A 17705-nucleotide genomic window follows, 5' to 3' on the forward strand; every position below is an offset into this window, starting at 1 on the left:
GTAGACTCGCCGCCATGGTCCAGCGCAACACGTGGCAGCGCGAACGCGTGCGCGAAGCGCTCTCGGACGCCCGTGGCTTCGTGAGCGCCCAGTCGCTGCACGCCACCCTCCGCGACGAGAACACCGGCATCGGGCTGGCGACCGTCTACCGCACCCTCGCCGGGCTCGCCGCCCAGGGCGACGCCGACTCGCTGCAGAGCCCCGAGGGCGAGGCGCTCTACCGCGCGTGCACGAGCACCGGCCACCACCACCATCTGATCTGCCGCTCCTGCGGGCTGACCGTCGAGATCGAGGCGACCGACGTCGAGCAGTGGGCCAAGCGCACGGCAGAGCGCCACGGATTCCGCGACGCCGAGCACGTCGTCGACATCTTCGGGCTCTGCGGGAGCTGCGCTGCGGCCCGGGACGCCGAGCGTGACGCGAACTGACCCCGCCCTTCGACGAGCTCAGCGACCGGCCGCGCGTGGATCGGCAGCCGAGTCCGGCGCCGGGCACCGCCACCGTTCCCCGGGTTCCGCCCCCGGCCCGTCCGCACAGGCACGCGCCGCGCTGTGGCTCGGCGTGGGGCTCGCCCTCGTCGCGGGCCTCTTCCTCATCGACTGGCTCGCGCCCACGCTGTTCCCGGCGTCCCTTCCGACCCGCGCACAGGACGGGCTCACCCTCGCCATCAGCGTGCTCATCGAGTCGCTGCCCTTCGTCGCGCTGGGCGTGGTGCTGTCGATCGTCGTGCAGGTGTGGGTGCCCCCGGGCGTCATCGAGCGATGGATGCCGCGCCGCGCGTGGGCGCGTCGCGCGGTGCTGTCGTTGCTGGGCATGATCGTGCCGGTGTGCGAGTGCGGCAACGTGCCGTTCGCGCGTGGCCTGCTCATGCGCGGGTTCTCGGTGCCCGAGACGCTGACGTTCCTGATCGCGGCGCCGATCGTGAACCCCATCGTGATCCTGACGACGCACCAGGCGTTCGGGTTCAGCGACGGCATCCTCGTCGCGCGCATCCTCGGCGGGTACGCGATCGCCAACCTGATCGGATGGCTGTACTCGCGGCATCCGTCTCCCGACGCCCTCCTCACCGACCGCTTCCGCGACACGTGCGAGCTCGTGGTCCACGAGCCCGGCGGCAAGTGGCGGCGCACGCTGGCCCAGTTCGTGGTCGAGCTGCGCGCGGTCATGCCCGCGCTCATCATCGGCTCGGCGCTGGCCGGGGCGGTGCAGGTGCTCATCCCGCGCGACGCGCTGCTCGCGATCGGCTCGAACCCCGCGCTGTCGATCGTCGCGATGATGGCCCTCGCGATGGTCGTCTCGATCTGCTCGAACGTCGACGCGTTCTTCGCGCTGTCGTTCGCCTCGACGTTCACTCCCGGGTCGATCGTCGCCTTCCTGCTGGTGGGGCCGCTCGTCGACGTCAAGATGCTGGCTCTCATGCGGACGACCTTCACGTGGCGCACGCTCGGCGGCATCGTCGTCGTGGTGCTGCTGTCGGCGTTCGCGATCGGGACGGCGGTGAACCTCCTTGCGTAACGCCGGATTCGTCGGCACGCGGTGGCTCGGAGTCGGGCTCGCCGCAGCCCTCGCCGTGGTCACCCTCTCGCTCGCGCTCACCGATCGGCTCGGGCTGTACATCAACCCCGACTCCACCTGGTTCGCCGTCTCGATGGCCGTCTTCGTGCTCGTCGGCGCCGTGGCGTCGTTCGCGCTGCCGTTGGGCGCCGAGGCCGATCACGGCCACGACCACGGGACCGCCTCCGCGGACGCCGAGCAGCCCACGCGGCGAGACATGCCCTCTCGCGAATCCACGGGGATCCACGACCACGACCACGGCCACGAGCACGACCACGAGCACGGCATCGCCGACGAGCCGGCGCACGACCACGACGCACGGCATCCGGCGGCGATCGCGGCCACCGTGCTGGGCGGGATCGCGGCCTCGGGCGTTGTCGTGCTGACGCTCGTGCTGCCGCCTGCGTCGCTGTCGGCCGAGCTCGCGATGTCGCGCGACGTGGGGGCGACGCCGCTGTTCGGCGGCGCCGACACCGTGCAGCTCGCCTCCACCGGCGACACCGCGTCGTTCGGGGTGGGTGATTGGGCGACCGTGTTCGCGACGGCGACCAACCCCGACGCGTTCGACGGCGACACGGTCGAGCTCACCGGCTTCGTCACTCCGGGTGACGACGGCGCCTTCGAGCTGACGCGCCTGATCATCACGCACTGCGTCATCGACGCGCAGCCCGCGAGCCTGCCGATCGTGGGCGCGGCGCCGTCGCCCGATACCGGGCAGTGGGTGACCATCACGGGCACGGTCCGCTCCTCGTCGGACGGGCGTCTCGTCGTCGACGCCGCCGACATCGCGCAGATCGCCGAGCCCGAGGACCCGTATGAGTACTGACGCCTTCCCGCGGCGCACGCGGTCGCGGCGTCGCCGCGGCCGCGCCTTCGTCGTGACGTTCGGGGTCGTGGTGGGCCTGCTCGCGGTGCTCGGCCTGGCCGGGGCGGCGGCGAGCGTCGCGCAGGGGCCGCGGGTCACCGACGCGTACGTGGACCCCGCGGCCGCGGCGGCGGCATCCGGTTCCCGTCTCATCGTGACGACCACCCAGTCGCTCGCCGATATCGACGAGTCGCAGGTGACGATCACCCCGGCGACCCCGTTCGCCGTCGACACGTCGGGCCGGAGCGTCGGCGTGCGGTTCACGCTGCCGCTCTGGGACGACACCGAGTACACCGTCACCATCGACGGCGTCGCCTCCCTCGGGGGAGGGCCGACCGCGACCATCACCGAGAGCTTCCGCACGCCGCCGGCCGAGGTGTTCCTGCTGCAGCGCGGCACGAACGACGGCGACCTGATCTATCGCACCGACCTGACCGGTCAGAACGCCGTGCCGGTGTTCCGGCACCCCCACATCGAGGACTTCCGCGAGACCGGCGCGCATCTCGTGGTGTCGGTGCGCACCGATGACGACAAGGCCGGGCTCATCGTCACCGACCTCGACGGCGAGCATGCGCGCGAGCTGCCACTGCCGGTCGAAGAGGGCGGTGACGGGTACGTGTCGAACCTGCAGAGCGCCGACCGGGGTGAGCGCATCGGCTACACCTTCTCGGACGCCCACCTCGACGCCGACTCCGGCCGCGAGAGCCGCCTGTTCACTGCCTCGCTCGGAGACCCCGACGCCGACCCGGTAGCCATCGAGATCGAAGGCGCCGACCCCCGCGTTGCGGAGTGGCGGTTCGTGCCCGACACAGACAGCATCCTGCTGCTCTCGTTCGACGGCTCGCTGATGCTGACCGGATCGGATGCCGCTGCCGGCGCCCCGACCGCATTGGGCGCGGCGATCGCCATCGACGGCATCGCGCGCGGGTCGAGCGAGGCCGTCGTCGACCGGGTCGACCAGTCCTCCGTCATCGACCTCACCGACGCGAGCGAGCAGCAGCTCGTGACCCCCGACGTCGACCTCGGCGGCACGAGCTCGGTGACGCCGCTCCCCGACGGCTCGACGATCCGGACTGCGGCGGTGCTCGACGGCGACGGGATGCCGACCGGGCGCACGTCCGTCGCCCGCGTCGGCCCCGAAGGTGCGACGACCATGCTCACCGAGATCGGCGAGACGGATGCCGTGATCCAGGTCTGCGTGTCACCCAGCGCGCGGTACGTCGCACTGCTGGTGGCGCCCGACGCAGTCTCGAACGCGTACGACACCTACCAGCTGCCGCTTCCCGCACAGCCCGAGACGCGCATCCTCCAGGTCGCGGACGGCGAACCGGTCGTCGCCTTGAACGGCGCCGCGATCTCGTGGTGCCAGGTGCCGCCCCGCTGACGCCCTTCGACGAGCACAGCGGGCCGGAGCTCAGGGACCGGGCGGGCCGGAGTTCAGGGACCGGGCGGCCGCCGTTCAGGGTCCGGGTGCGCCGGACGCGGACTCCTTCGGCGCGGCCGGCACCGGGATCCTCGAGGGCAGGCCGGTCGACAGCAGGAGCGCGAGCACTGTCAGCGCGAACACGAAGAACAACGACTGGCGGAGCGACTCGACCTGCGTGTCGGCGTAGAGCCGGGCGACCTCGGTCGCGGCGTCGGGGTCGGCTCCGGCATCCGTCAAGAGATCCTCGGCCTGCTGCTGGGAGATGACGGGCGCGCCCTTCGACGCGCTGGCGACGACCTGTTCCCGCACGTCGTCGGGAAGCGTCGTGCTCTGCTGGACCGCCCCGGTGAACCCCGAGGTCAGCAGCAGGATGAAGACGGATCCGACGATCGCCGTGCCGAACGACGAGCCGAGGTTCTGGAAGGTGCCCTGCAGCCCGCCGACCTCGGACGTGTCGGACTGCTCCACGGCCGACATGTTGACGTTGCCGAGCTGCGAGGCGAGCAGCCCGAAGCCGGCGCCGACCACGAACATGCCGGTCGCGAACAGCCAGTCGGCGAGCTCCGGCTGCACGGCGACGAACACCAGCAGCACGCCGACGCCGAGCGTGAGCTGTCCGATGCGGCCGAGGTTGCGGGCGGAGCGGACCGTCGACAGCCGCGAGCCGAGCACTGAGAAGAGGATGAGCCCGAGAGAGAGCGGCAGGATCTTGAGGCCTGTCTGCAGGGCGTCGAAGCCGAGGATCGTCTGCAGGTACACCGGGATGACGAAGAAGAGCGCGGCGATCGCGAAGTACTGCGCCATGAACATCGTGAGGCCGCTGCGCAGCGCCGGGTTGCGGAGCAGGCTGACCTTGAGGAGCGGCACCCGTCCGGTGCGCTCGAGCTGCTGCTGGCGTTTCACGAACAGCCACAGCACGACGAGCGACAGCAGGATCATGTAGGCGACGGGCGAGATGCCGAGCGGGGCGAACGGCTGGCCATTGATCACGGGGGGATCCAGCGGCACGAACCAGCCCCACGTCTTGCTCTGCAGGATGCCGTACACGAGGAGCGCGAGGCCCAGGGCCGACAGCACGACGCTCAGCAGGTCGATGCGCAGCGTGCGGTCGCCGGGGACGTCCTTGATGCGCCCCGACACGATCAGCACGAGCGTCATCACGATCGCCTCGGCGACGAAGACGTAGCGCCAGGAGGAGTACGTGGTCACGAGCCCGCCGATGAGCGGACCGGCCGCCGCGGCCCCGCCGGTGACGGCGCCGAGCACCGCGAACGCGACGACGCGGGCGCGGCCCTCGTAGTTGATCGCCGCGAGGGCGGCGATGGCCGGGATCACGAGCACCGCGCCGAGGCCCTCGACGAGCGACCACCCGATCATGAGGACGGTGAGGTTGGGGCTCAACGCGGTCGTCAGCGAGCCGATGCCGTAGACGACGGATCCGATCCGGAACGCGAGACTGCGCCCCCAGCGGTCACCGAGCTTGCCGCCGGTGAGCATGAACGCCGCCATGGTGAGCGCGTAGAAGGTGATGGCGGCCTGCATGCCCGAGATGTCGGTGCCGAGGTCGGACGCGACGGTCGAGATCGAGACGTTCATCACCGTGCTGTCGAGCACCATGATGAACTGCGAGACGCTCAGCAGGACGAGTGCGAACCAGTTCCCCATGCGCGAACAGTACTGCCCGCGGCGACCCCGGCGAGACCGCCGGGCACCTGACGCGCGGACGTAGACTCGGCGGCATGGTGCGGCACCTCTGGCGAGCGGCGACCCGCGCCGACCTGCAGGGCCTTCCCGCCGACGTCGCGCCGGGCCTGCTCGGCGCCCGGCTCACGACCGTGGTCGAGGGCGAGACGGTGGTGGTGCGGCTCACCGAGGTCGAGGCGTACCACGGCCGCGGCACGGGCACGGTGCCCGACCCCGGCTCGCATGCGCGCATGGGGCCGACGCCGCGGAACGCCACCATGTGGGGCGAGCCCGGCCACCTGTACGTCTACCTCAGCCACGGCATCCACTCGTGCGTCAACGTGGTGTGCGGTCCCGACGGGATCGCCGGCGGAGTGCTGCTGCGGGCGGGGCAGGTGATGGAGGGGACGGATGCCGCCGCTCGCCGTCGTCCGGCCGCCCGCACGCCGCGCGACCTCGCGCGCGGACCCGGCCGGCTGGGCGACGCCGTGGGGCTCCGGCATCCCGTGCACGACGGCATCGACGCGATCATGGGCACGCCGCATCACGGCGCGGTCGCGCGCCTCGAGCTGCTCGCGGAACCGCTCGCCGAGGTGGCGTCAGGCCCGAGAGTGGGCGTTGCGGGCATCGCCGGCACCGCCGAGTTCCCGTGGCGGTACTGGATTCCGGGAGACCCCACCGTGTCGCCCTTCCGATGGGGGCGCGGCGCGCGCGAGGTCAGCGAAGCGATGTGACGGCCGTGATGGCCTTCCGCAGCTGCTGGACCCGGCGCTCGTAGCGCGCCGCGATGAAGATCAGCACGGCGCCTCCGATCCCGAGCCACAGCCACCACGGCACCGCGACGTACGACGTCGAGATCCACGGCCACAGCTGCGCGATTCCGTGCACGAGCACCACGGCCGACCCCAGCACGAGCGGCGCCTGCAGCGCGAAGACCGCTCCGACGACCACCAGGCCGACGGCCACGACGCCGAGCGCGACGATCCGCCACAGCTCGGCCTCGCCGAAGAAGTCGTAGAGCAGCGACGGCAGCAGCAGCAGCGCGAGCCACGGACCGAGCGCGGGCCAGGTCCGCGATTCCGGCCGGCGCACCAGCGTGCGGGCACCGTAGGCGATGCCGCCGACGGCAGCCGGCACCGTCACGAGCTCCACCGGGTCGACCCCGAAGGCGAAGAACGCCAGCACGCCGAAGACGGCGGCGGTCAGGGCCGCGATGACGGCGGGCGCGGCTCCCAGCCGGCCGCGCCGGACGGCGCCGACGTACGCGGCCGCGGTCAGGATCGTCATGGTGGTCGCCGTCCGCACCTCGTCCAGGCCGATGCTCGTCGCGAGCAGTGTCAGCTCAGCCGCCCCGACGAGCACCGTGGCGACGGCGAGGCCGGTGCCGACGGTGATGTCCACGCGCCGCGACGTCGTGGCGCGCATCGCGGCGATGGCGACCGCCACCGCGATCCCGGCGGCCGCGGTCACCCACAGGTCCGCTTCGAAGCCCGGATCGCCGGCGACGGCGAGGAAGCGGACGCCGCAGCCGACGGCCGCGACGACGAGCCCGCCGACGGCGAGCACGGCGCCCAGGGCGGCCCACCGCCGGAGCCCGAGGACGGCAGCCCCCGCCACGGCGGCCACGCCCGCGATCGCCACGGTCACCGCGACGGCCGCCGGGTCGTCCCCGGCACGCAGCAGAGTGGTCGTGGCGAGCAGGACGACGCCCCCGGCAGCGAGCCCGGCCGCGAGGCGGGCCTCGGCGAAGGTGACGGCGGTCGCGGTGAGACTGACCGCGACGACGACCGCGCCCACCGCCGCCGTGGCGGCGGCCGCGTCACCGAGGTCGAACCACGGATCGATGAGCACGCGCACGCCCATCGCGAGCGCGGCACCGGTGAGGATCAGCGCTGACGGCACCCGCACCCGCCACGCGTCGGGGATCGGAGTGAGGGAGATCGCGACCGCGGCGATCAGTGCGATGCCGATGAGCAGCCAGACCCGCGCGGGCTCGGCCGCCACGAGGAGGCTGGGCACGGTGGCGAGTACCAGCGCGGCGCACCACACGTACTGCTCGCCGGCCGGCCACGCCGACCCCGCCCTGCGGTGCCGCCGCGCCGCCAGCACGGCTCCGAGCCCGCACGCCGCGGCGACGGGCAGCGTGGCGAACTCGATCTCCCCGGTGCCGCCGGCGAGTACCGACACCGCTGCGACGGTGATGGCGCCGGTCAGCGCGGTCCACCTGGTCGCGCGGGCGAACGGCGCTCGCCCGATCGCGGCGGAGGCGAGGTGCGCGGCGAGCAGCACCGCGAGCGCGCCGGTCACGACGGCGCCGTGCCCGACGGAGCCGAGCACCATGAGCGATGCCACCCCGAGCGCGATCGGCGGCAGCGCGACCGCATACCCGCGCGACGACATCCGCTCCGGACGTGCGCCCGCGAACCCCACGCCCGAGGCGTACGCGACGGCGACGAGGAGCGCGAGCCACGCCGTCTGCCACGGCCAGGCGCCCGGCGTCCACTCGATCGCGCGATCGACCGTGACGAGCCCGAGGGCGAGGAGGGCGACCACCGAGCCGACGACCGACGGCGGACGGATGCCGCGCATCGGCGGCGACGCGAGCAGCAGGCACATCGCCGCTGCGACCAGCGCGACGATCGTGCCGAACAGCGGCTCGTCCGCCGACGGCGACACCCCGGACATGCTCACCGCGACCCAGGTCATCGCGGCGGGCCAGACGAGGCCGACCATCAGGGCGACGCCGAGGGCGACGCTCGCTTCCGCGCGACGCCGCAGGCGTACGAGGATCGCGGCAAGGCCCGTCAGCACGACGGTCACCGGGATCGCGTACGCCTCGAGCGTGAATTCGGTGTCGGGGGTGCCGGCGCCGAGAAGCGTCCACCACGCCGCGCACGCCGCGACGACCGCCGGCCAGGCGAGAAGGCGCCGCAGCGCCGCGCCGACCGGGGCGCCGGGGCGTCGCGTGGCGAAGCGGTCGTCGGCCGGGTCGCTCGCGGCGGGTGCGGCCCAGCCTCTGGTGACGGATGCCGCGCCGCACGCGAGGGCGACCAGTGCGAGCAGTGCCCAGACGAGGTCGGGGGCGATGCCCCAGACGATGCACAGCCCCGTCAGCAGCGCGCCGAGATCGGCGGCGGTGCGTGCCCGGAGCGGGGCGATAGTGGGCCCGTCCGGCGTGGCGGGGCCGTGGGCCCCGGCCAGCGCCGCGGCCGGAGTCGCCGGTGCAGCTGAGGCCGCCGGCGCACCCGAGGCCGCCGGTGCACCCGGGGCACCGGGCGCGAGCGCTCGGGCAGGTGCGAGCAGCGCGATCGCGGCGGTGGCGATGGTGACGAGCACCGGCCCCGCGGCCAGCACGAGCGTCGCCCATCCCTCGTCGCTCGCGCCTGCCATGTCGAGGGCGGAGTGTCCGAGCGACGCGATCGCCGGGGCGATGAGCAGGGCGGCGGCGGCCACCGCGTGTCCGCGCAGCCGCGTGCGGCCGACGGCGATGAGCGCCAGCAGCGCGAGGAGCGCGACGCCCCGCACCAGCCCGAGCAGCGGTTCGCCGACGGCGGCGACGGTGGCCGCGGTCGCGGCATCCGTCGCCACGTCGTCGGCCGCCGCGACCAGCGTCCACACCAGCGTCGACGTCGTGAGCGCGTAGCCCGCGACGGCGAGGCCGATGCGGCTCGCCGTGTCGATGCGCAGGAAGGCGGCCGCGGCGAGTGTCGCCAGGGCGACCCACTGCAGGAGCGCGAGGGCGACGGCGGGTCCCGAGCCGGTGAGGCCCGTGGCGGCGCCGAGGGCGGCGGGCGCGATGACCGCGGCCACGACGCCGACCCCGACGGGTGCCAGCGCGAGCGCGACGGCGAGCGGCCCGGCGGCGCGCCGGGCTGCGCGCAGCACGACCGGGTAGCCGGCTGCGACGGCCACGCCGATCAGCCAGAGCCAGGGGGTCGCGGTGCCCGCGGCGAACGCGGTGATCACGGCGATCGCACCCGCGATGCTGGAGCCCTCGAGCGGAAGAACCCGGGGTGCCGGTGCCCGACGGCGGGCGGGCTCGGTATGCGTGCCGTTCCTTGTCGGAGTCGCCGGAGCTCCGTCGACCGGTCCGGAGCCGCGCACCTCTCTCGCGGCGTGCGCAGTGGCGCGGGCGGCGCCGACGAGGCCTGCCACCGCGACGAGCAGGGCCGTCCCGACGAGCACCGCCGGGATGGCCGTCCGCGCGGCCGCCGCGAGCAGCAGCACCGCGACGACCACGGCGCGCAGGTCGCTCAGCACCGGCCGCCGGAGCGTGGGCGCGGCGAAGAGGAGTCCTGCCATCGCGACGGCCGCCGCCACTGCGATCACCGGCGCTGCGGGGGCTGAGACCGGGAGGGCGAAGGCGTCCGTGTGCCACAGGGTCCATCCCGATGCGACGGCGGACTGCGCCTGCAGCAGCCAGACGACGAGCGTTCCCGCGATCGAGCCCGCGCCGATGACCGCGGCGGTGAGGGTGGCGGGAACCAGTGCATGCGACACTCCTCGCGCGCGTGCGACGTCCAGCGCGACCGCGGTCATCACCGCAAGGACCGGGCCGACGAACAGGGTGAACACCGGCTCGTCGAGACGCAGGGCGAGCTGCCAGCCCGCCAGGCCCACCGCGGCGGCCGCGACGCTCGAGGCGACGCCCGCGATCACGACGGCTCCAGGGAGCGATGCGACGCCTGCGCGAGGATGCGCGGCCCACGAGTGCGCGGCCCCCAGCACCGCCACGAGAGCGCTGGACCACACGACCACGGGGGCGGCCTCTCCGGTCGCCACCGCGGCAGTCACGGCAGCGGCGATCAACGAGCCGATCCCCGCCAGCGCCAGGATGAGACGCTCGGGCGCGCCGGCCGCACCGCTCCTCGCCGCCGACCACGGCGCGGGCAGCGCGTGGGCAAGGCCCCCGACGGCCGCGCCGAGGAATCCCGCGGTCACCGCCTCCGGGATCGGGAGGTCGACCAGACCGCCGACGAGGAAGGCAACGCCCGCCGGCAGTGCGAGGGAGGCGGCGAGATCGGGGCCGCGCAAGCCGGAGATCCTCGCCCACAGCCGGCACACGACCGCGACGACGAGCGCCGCGACACCCGCGTAGACGGCGGCATCCGTGGAGCCCGCGCCGAACAGGTCGTTCGCCCGGACCGCCCAGGCATCCAGTGCGAGCAGGCCGACACCGAGCACGCCGATCGCCTCGGCCGTCGCACCGAGTTTGCGGCGCCGCAGCCACGAGGCGAGCAGGACCGTCGCGAGCGTGATGCCGCCGATGATGAGCGCCCGTACCTCGAGGACCGCGACGAACCAGGCCAGCAGCAGGAAGAACACGGCGGCCACACCCACGAGCGAGACGCCCACGATGAGCAGCAGCACCGGCACCGTGAGCCGGCGACGAGGCGCGGATGCCGTCACCCCGAGTGGCGCGGCGGGATCGGCCTCGCTCGGCGTCCACGCCGTCACCGGCTCCGGCGCGACCGCCGGGGCGTCCGGCGCGGCGACGGGCTCGCGCGCGATGAACGGGTCCGCGACGGTCGATGGTCCGACGACGGTCGGCGGTGCGACGACGGCCGGCGGTGCGACGGAGGGGCTCACTGTCGAGTCGACGAGGGTGCCGGCCGCCACGGGCTGCGGGGCTGCGGCATCCGTCAACTCCGCGTGCACAGCACTCGGCGACGCCTCGGACGCCGAGGCGAGACGGATCTCGTCCATCAGCTGCTGTCGCGCGAGCTCGACCGACACGATCTGGCGGCCGAGCTCCAGCACACCCACGGCGCGCGGGTCGGTGAGCTCGAAGCCGCACGCCGGGCAGGTGGCCGCCGTGATGGCGGCGAAGCACGACGGACAGCGATGCGCGTCGGCGAGATCGAACGGCGACGCCGGCCACAACCGGGTCTCGCCAAGCGGCTCAGTCATCTGCGTCGTCCTCTCCCACGCCGGAATGACGAACATGCTCCACCAGCGGGAATCACGCGCGGCAGAGTTTGTAGACAACCGCAGGGGCCGTCGTCGTGCAGAAGGCTATCGTTGGACGAGCTGTCAGGATGGATTCCGGCAGGGGAATACGTCGCTCCGGGGTCGAACCCCGTCGGCGGAGGGTGCCGCGGACGGCGCACATCGTGCGCGTCAAGCCCGACACGCCGTGCGTGCTAGACTGTCTCTTTGTCTGCGCGCACTCCAGCACGCAGTTCGCGCCCTCATCCTCACGCCCCAGGCCGGTTGATCCCGGTCCGTCGGCTTGTCGGAGGGTGCAGACAAGGGATCTTGGGTGGGGCCGTCCGGCTCCACGGTACTAAGGAGACATCACTATGGCAGCAGTGTGCCAGGTGACTGGAGCAGTTCCCGGCTTCGGTCACAACATCTCGCACTCGCACCGCCGGACGAAGCGCCGCTTCGACCCGAACGTGCAGAAGAAGACCTACTTCGTTCCGTCGCTGGGTCGCAACATCAAGCTCAACGTCTCGGCCAAGGGCATCAAGGTGATCGACGCTCGCGGCATCGAGGCGGTCGTGCGTGACCTCCAGGCGAAGGGTGTGAAGCTCTGATGGCCAAGAAGGCTCAGGACGTCCGTCCGATCATCAAGCTGCGTTCCACCGCGGGCACGGGTTACACCTACGTCACGCGCAAGAACCGCCGCAACAACCCCGACCGCATCGTGCTCAAGAAGTACGACCCGGTCATCCGCAAGCACGTCGAATTCCGAGAGGAGCGCTGATCCATGGCTAAGAAGAGCAAGATCGCGCGCAACGAGCAGCGCAAGGCGGTCGTCGACCGCTACGCCGCCAAGCGCGCCGAGCTGAAGAAGGCGCTCGTTTCGCCGACGTCGACCGACGAGGAGCGCGAAGCCGCTCGCGTGGGCCTGCAGAAGCTGCCCCGCAACGCCTCGCCGGTGCGCGTGCGTTCGCGCGACGTCATCGACGGCCGCCCCCGCGGTGTCCTCACGAAGTTCGGCATCTCGCGTGTCCGCTTCCGTGACATGGCGCACCGTGGCGAGCTGCCCGGCGTGACCAAGTCGAGCTGGTAAGCATTCCCGGTCGCTGAGACCGCAGTCGGAAGGCCCGGAGTTCCTCGGAACTCCGGGCCTTCTGCATCTCTCCCGGAGGGATGCCGCCAGCGCGGGATCCCAGTGCCCTCCGCCACGAGTTCGGCGAGCGGCGACGTGTCCTGTGGGCTGATGATCGCGACGACGTTGCTGAGCTGCGCGCGCATGTCGGCGGCGAGATCCCCCGTGTCGCCGTGGCGCGCGGTCCGGTTGGCGAGTTCCGAGACCGCGTCGAGCAGCACCGCGCCCTTCGACGACGGCCCCAGCGGTAGATCGTCTTCTTGCTCACGCCTGCGCGATCGGCGATCCCCTCGATCGTGAGCTGGAGACTCATCCGGGGATTCTGCACGTTCGGATTCAACTCCAGGCGTGGCCGTGGCTTCCCGCGGCGGCGCGCAGGATGTCGTCGGTGGATTCGCCGGCCGCGTGCACGTACCTCGTCCTGACCACACGCGCCAGTTCGTCGAGGATGCGCGCGAGGACGCCGCCGGCCGCACGGACGTCGGAGGTCGGTGCGGCAATCGCAGCATCGCGCAACTGCAGCGCGTATGCCAGTGCTCGTGAACTCGAGAGCCGCTCGTCCTTCTCCGTGAAGTAGAAGATCTCGGCGTTCTGAACGAGATCGGCCGTCACCGCGGCGAGCGAGCGGGAAATCGACTCGACGATTGCCACTGCGTGCGCCGCGGAGATGCTGTCCGGCATCCGGGTGATCCCGGCTTCGCTCAGAGCGGTCAGCTCGATCGCCACGGCGCGTCGGCGTGTCAGTGCGGGATGCAGTTGCATGAACCATGACACTGCTGCGGACAGCAGTGCGAAGCCCGTCAGCGCCTCGAGGGGGGCGAGCGCGCGGATGACCGGGTCGATCGGCACGACATCGCCCAGGCCGAGCGTGGTGAGCGCGACGAGCGAGAACGTCAGGGCTTCGACGAACCCGTGATAGCTGGCGGGGTCGACTCCGGCGCTGTACGAGAACCCGTCCGGGATGTGCGGAAGATAGATCAGCGCCCAGCCGACGGCGATGAGGACGATCCACACCGAGATAGCAGCGACCACCGTCAGCGGACCGTTGATATGGATGCGAGCCGCCCGCCGACGTGCGATCGACCAGGTGCCGCGGAACACGAGGGTCGTCAGCCGGCCGGTCGCGGACGGACGCAGAAGCGTGTGGAAGACGTCGTTGAGTGCGACGACGATGAGGATGATGCCGCCGATGGTGCTGACCGCGGACATGTCGCCACAGTACCGCTGGGCCACGTCTCGCCGGGGGCTCTCACGACGTGCGGAGTCCTTCTGGCGCGCGCTCGTCCGCTCCCGGTTTCCGGCCGGTGTCAATACCCGTGAACGTCGCGGGGCCCCGGCTCTACACTCGGCATGACGTCTACAGGGGAGCGATGGATGCCGCTGGATCCGTTCTTCGAGGAGCGCCTGCGTGTGCACCGCAGGTATCTCTTCGACAAGGCGCTGGGCTCGGTGCGCTCGCGGCTGAGCGCGCTGTGGCCGTTCGCAAAGGGGCCGGCGGCGATGACCGGCATGGGAGGCGGTGCAACGCCGGCAGCCGCCGCGCCGCCGAAGGACACCGCCCCGCCGAAGGAAACCGCCCCGCCGAAGGAAACCGCCCCGCCGCAGGACACCGGACCCGAGGCGTCCGCCGCGGCGGAGCCGGTCCTCGCACCGAACGCCCGTAAGCGGGCACGCCACCGCCAAGCCGCCCTGGCCTGGGATCGTCGCGAGCTGCACAAGGTGGGTCTCGCGGGTCCGCGTATCCGCACCACCGAGCACGTCGTCGAAGTGCCCGGACACCCTGACGTGCGGGTGCGCGTCTACCACCCGGACCCGGACGATCCTCCGGCGCAGGGTGTGCCGGGCGTGCTGTCGTTCTTCGGCGGCGCATTCCGCATCGGCGGCATCGGATATCCCACCACGGATGCCGCGAACCGGCGTCGGGTGCGCGACGCCGGCGTCGCGGTGGCCGCGGTCGACTACGCCCTCGCGCCCGAGCATCCGTATCCGGTTGCCGTCGAGCAGGCGCACGCGGCGCTCGAGTGGCTGTTCGACACCGCCGACGAGCTCGGGATCGACGCCCGCAGGATCGGGGTCGCCGGGACGTCGGCCGGAGCGAATCTGGCCGCCGCGGTGACGCTGATCAATCGCGACCGGGGGCAGCGTCCCCTCCGGCTGCAGGTGCTCGAGGTCCCCGTGGTGGACCTGACCGGCGGTCACCTCGACCTCCGGGCGACGCGAGCCCTCGGCATCCCGCGGTTCATCGCGCTGCGTGAGCTGCGATCTGTGGCGCGCACCTACCTCGCCGACCCGCGCCAGGCCCGTGAGCCCTATGCCTCACCTCTCCTTGCCGCATCGCTCGAGGGACTGCCGCCGGCGGTGATCCTGACAGCGGAGTACGACCCGCTCCGTGGCGACGGCGAGGCGTACGGCGCGGCGCTGCGGCGGGCCGGCGTGGATGCGAGTGTCGTGCGGTACCTGGGAGTCACCCACGACACCCCGATCTTCACCGCGGCGCTGCCCGCCGCGCGGCGCTGGCACGACGACGTCGTCGCCGCTCTGCGACGCCTGCACGCCTGACGCGATCGAGGCCCGGGGCTCTCGCGAGCCCCGGGCCTCGGCGTCCCACCGCGGACACCGGCCGAGACACCACTCGACCGCTGTGGCACCACGGGGCCGTGGTGGCTCAGCGGCGGACTGGTTTCCGGCTGCGCCGAGGCGGGGCATCCGGTTACTGCGCCGCCTCCGCCTCGGGAGCCTGCTCCGTCTTGCGCACCTGGTGCGTCGTCGCCCATTCGAGCGCGTAGTCGGCGATCTCCTCCCAGCCGTCCTGGCTCACCAGGCGGTGGGTGCGGCCCGGGTACGTCTTGTACTCGACGATCGCGGGGCTGCCCGACTTCTGGTACTTCTTCACGATCGCCTCGCCGATCGCCGGCGGCACGACATGGTCGATCTCGCCGGTGATGATCAGGAGCGGCGCGCGGTCGGTGCGGCCGTAGTCGACGTGGGTGACGCCGCCCTTCTCGTTCAGTACCGAGAGCACCCCCTCGAAGAAGACCCGGTTGTACGAGTTCACCGCGAACTCCTCCCACAGCTTGTCGGACTCCGCACGGGGAAGGTCGTTACCGAAGGTGAAGTGGAAGTGGCGCTTCGAGAGCGGCTTGGCGCCGTTCTTGCCGAACGGGTTCGCGAGGATCGGTGTGCCGGTCCACAGCGTCGAAAGGGGAAGGGTCGTGACGCCGGCGGTCTGCCCGGGCGCGACGCCCACGTAGGCGACGCCGAGGCCGCGGTCGGCGAGCATCTGGGTGAGGACTCCCCCGAAGGAGTGGCCGATGATGATGGGCTTCTCGGGGAGCTCGCGGATGATCCGCTCGTAGTTGTCGGCGATCTGCTTGAGGCCGATCCCCTTCAGTGCCTCGGGGTTGTTCCGGATGTCCTCCACCGTGCGGTCGTCGATGCCGGGCCAGCCGGGGACGATGACCTGGTGCCCGGCTGCGCGGAAGCGGTCGGCCCAGGTGTCCCAGCTCTTGGGGGTCATCCAGAGTCCGTGGATGAGGACGATGGGGGTCTTGGTCGTGGTGGCCATTTCGATCTCCTTGTGTGCGGTGTCGCGGTGGGTTGTATGAGGTCTCAGGTTTCGGATCCTGGTCCGGTTCCGGCTGATGTCACCGACAGTAGACCGAACGTTCTATCTGTGCAAGACTGTTCCCAGAAAATCTTGAAAAGATTCCGGAGCCCTATTCGGGTCCTCGCTTCCCGCCCGATCAGTAGGCGAAACGATGACACGATGGACGACTGGAGGGGGATCCATGAGCACCACCGTCGCCGCGACGACCGCGGCACATCGTCCGTCGCCCGCCCGCGAGCGGCTTCTTCAGGCGGCGACCGACCTCTTCTACAACGAGGGCATCCACTCCGTCGGCGTCGATCGCATCATCGAGGAGGCGGGCGTGACCCGCGCCACGATGTACAAACAGTTCGCGGGCAAGGAGGGTCTCGTGCTCGCCTACCTCGAGGGCGAGGACCAGGGGCTGCGCGGCTTGTTCGCCCAGGCTGCGGCCGCCTCGGACGACCCCGGCGTGCTGCTCGACTTCTTCATCTCCGGCATCGAGCAGGACATCCGGGAGCGCCACACGCGCGGGTGCCCCTTCATCAACGCTGCGGCCGAGTACCCCGACCAGGGACCGGTGCGCGACCTCATCGCCGACCATCGCCGGTGGTTCCGGGCCACGCTCCGGCAGCTTGCCGAGGGCGCGCGGCTGCGCGATCCCGAGGCGGTCGCGGCATCCCTCGTGCTGTTGCGGGATGCCGCCCTCGTCGGCGGCTACCTCGACGGCCAGGACCGCGTCGGCCCTGCGTTCGCGCGCACGGCGCGCGAGCTCATCGCGGCGGCACGTCGGGACTGAACCCACCACCCTGCGGCACCGCGGGCAGCGGCCTCGGCGTCGGCACCGAGAAGAGGCCGGAACCCTCGGGCTCCGGCCTCCTGTCCAGGGCTTGCACCATCGACGCCGAGGCCCGTGCAGCAGTCGCAGTGCGTCCCAAGAGCCTCATCTGTCACATCAGTCACACGACACGCGGTCCAAAACCTCGGAAATCCGCGAAAATACGCGGATCTGTCGGTCGTGTCGGGTACATTCGGTCCCGGTCGAACAGACCAGCCGGGGGGCGAAGCCGTCCGGTCCCAGCAATGACAAGACGGCATCCGTCGTCTTTGGAGGACAACCACATGGCCGACAAGACCATCACCAAGACCGAACTCGTCGCGAGCATCGCGAGCGCGACCGGCCAGAGCCAGTCGGCCGTCTCGGGCGTGCTCGACTCCCTCTTCTCCACCGTCTCCGACGCGGTCGCCGCCGGCAGCAAGGTCTCGATCCCGGGCTGGATCGCGTTCGAGCAGGTCGCCACCTCCGCTCGCACCGGCCGCAACCCGCAGACCGGCGAGGAGATCAAGATCCCCGCGGGCAAGCGCGTCAAGGTCACCGCGGGCTCGAAGCTCAAGGCTGCCGTCAAGTAATCCGACGCAGACCTCCGGAGAGGGGATGCCGCGACCCGCGGCATCCCCTCTCTCTGTCTCTGCGGCACCAGGGGTGGCGGCCTCGACCGGGAATCCTGCCGCTTGCCGCAACGTAGGCTTGTGG

At 71.9% G+C, this 17705-nt stretch carries 15 protein-coding genes; 11 read left to right on the top strand and 4 right to left on the bottom strand.

Annotation, left to right across the window (positions count from 1 at the left end; genetic code table 11):
- The first annotated feature begins 14 nt into the window (after positions 1-14).
- The 4 genes from Q9R08_RS03430 (at position 15) to Q9R08_RS03445 (ending at position 3803) form a co-directional block, all read left to right on the top strand.
- Entirely contained in the window at positions 15-428 is a 414-nt protein-coding gene (locus tag Q9R08_RS03430; RefSeq protein ID WP_308866422.1) for a Fur family transcriptional regulator, read from the top strand.
- Positions 429-561: 133 nt separating this feature from the next.
- Complete coding sequence (locus Q9R08_RS03435; protein ID WP_418001307.1) at positions 562-1515, top strand: permease; 954 nt, start codon at positions 562-564, stop codon at positions 1513-1515.
- Positions 1508-2380, top strand: coding sequence for a TIGR03943 family putative permease subunit (locus Q9R08_RS03440; RefSeq protein WP_308866423.1), 873 nt, complete (start codon positions 1508-1510; stop codon positions 2378-2380). Before Q9R08_RS03435 ends, Q9R08_RS03440 begins: the two co-directional genes overlap by 8 nt.
- Positions 2370-3803: a hypothetical protein gene (locus tag Q9R08_RS03445; RefSeq protein WP_308866424.1), complete on the top strand. Its 1434-nt coding sequence runs from the start codon at positions 2370-2372 to the stop codon at positions 3801-3803. The genes Q9R08_RS03440 and Q9R08_RS03445 overlap by 11 nt, the downstream gene beginning before the upstream one ends.
- Positions 3804-3878: 75 nt before the next feature.
- Here the strand turns inward: Q9R08_RS03445 and Q9R08_RS03450 are convergent, their stop codons facing one another.
- The gene (locus tag Q9R08_RS03450; protein ID WP_308866425.1) at positions 3879-5510 is read right to left on the bottom strand and encodes an MFS transporter; all 1632 of its coding nucleotides are present in this window, start codon (positions 5508-5510) and stop codon (positions 3879-3881) included.
- Between the two features lie 74 nt (positions 5511-5584).
- On the opposite strand from Q9R08_RS03450, the gene Q9R08_RS03455 reads away from it, so the two are divergent.
- A complete protein-coding gene (locus Q9R08_RS03455; RefSeq protein ID WP_308866426.1) occupies positions 5585-6262 on the top strand; it encodes a DNA-3-methyladenine glycosylase in 678 nt (225 codons plus the stop codon).
- Here the strand turns inward: Q9R08_RS03455 and Q9R08_RS03460 are convergent.
- Positions 6246-11438, bottom strand: coding sequence for an SCO7613 C-terminal domain-containing membrane protein (locus Q9R08_RS03460; protein ID WP_308866427.1), 5193 nt, complete (start codon positions 11436-11438; stop codon positions 6246-6248). The two genes, Q9R08_RS03455 and Q9R08_RS03460, sit on opposite strands and share 17 nt — an antisense overlap.
- Positions 11439-11830: 392 nt before the next feature.
- Here Q9R08_RS03460 and rpmB point away from each other — a divergent pair, with 392 nt between their 5' ends.
- Genes rpmB through rpsN form a run of 3 tightly spaced genes read left to right on the top strand, consistent with a single transcriptional unit; the run spans position 11831 to position 12546 of the window.
- Complete coding sequence (gene rpmB / locus Q9R08_RS03465; RefSeq protein WP_013584774.1) at positions 11831-12067, top strand: 50S ribosomal protein L28; 237 nt, start codon at positions 11831-11833, stop codon at positions 12065-12067.
- Entirely contained in the window at positions 12067-12237 is a 171-nt protein-coding gene (rpmG, locus tag Q9R08_RS03470) for a 50S ribosomal protein L33 (protein ID WP_005051772.1), read from the top strand. Before rpmB ends, rpmG begins: the two co-directional genes overlap by 1 nt.
- A gap of 3 nt (positions 12238-12240) precedes the next feature.
- Positions 12241-12546: a 30S ribosomal protein S14 gene (rpsN, locus tag Q9R08_RS03475; protein WP_163615787.1), complete on the top strand. Its 306-nt coding sequence runs from the start codon at positions 12241-12243 to the stop codon at positions 12544-12546.
- Positions 12547-12921: 375 nt separating this feature from the next.
- On the opposite strand, the gene Q9R08_RS03480 is transcribed toward rpsN, so the two are convergent.
- Positions 12922-13794: a potassium channel family protein gene (locus Q9R08_RS03480; protein ID WP_308866428.1), complete on the bottom strand. Its 873-nt coding sequence runs from the start codon at positions 13792-13794 to the stop codon at positions 12922-12924.
- A 141-nt stretch (positions 13795-13935) separates the two neighbouring features.
- On the opposite strand from Q9R08_RS03480, the gene Q9R08_RS03485 reads away from it, so the two are divergent.
- Entirely contained in the window at positions 13936-15144 is a 1209-nt protein-coding gene (locus tag Q9R08_RS03485; RefSeq protein WP_308866429.1) for an alpha/beta hydrolase, read from the top strand.
- Positions 15145-15295: 151 nt separating this feature from the next.
- Here Q9R08_RS03485 and Q9R08_RS03490 read toward each other — a convergent pair whose 3' ends face one another.
- The gene (locus Q9R08_RS03490; RefSeq protein ID WP_308866430.1) at positions 15296-16150 is read right to left on the bottom strand and encodes an alpha/beta hydrolase; all 855 of its coding nucleotides are present in this window, start codon (positions 16148-16150) and stop codon (positions 15296-15298) included.
- Between the two features lie 223 nt (positions 16151-16373).
- On the opposite strand from Q9R08_RS03490, the gene Q9R08_RS03495 reads away from it, so the two are divergent.
- Entirely contained in the window at positions 16374-16970 is a 597-nt protein-coding gene (locus tag Q9R08_RS03495; RefSeq protein WP_308866431.1) for a TetR/AcrR family transcriptional regulator, read from the top strand.
- Positions 16971-17293: 323 nt separating this feature from the next.
- Positions 17294-17581, top strand: a complete 288-nt coding sequence (locus tag Q9R08_RS03500; protein ID WP_045301792.1) for an HU family DNA-binding protein — start codon at positions 17294-17296, stop codon at positions 17579-17581.
- Positions 17582-17705 lie beyond the last annotated feature (124 nt).

This window comes from Microbacterium psychrotolerans, from assembly GCF_031085295.1.
GTDB classification, from domain to species: Bacteria; Actinomycetota; Actinomycetes; order Actinomycetales; family Microbacteriaceae; genus Microbacterium; species Microbacterium psychrotolerans.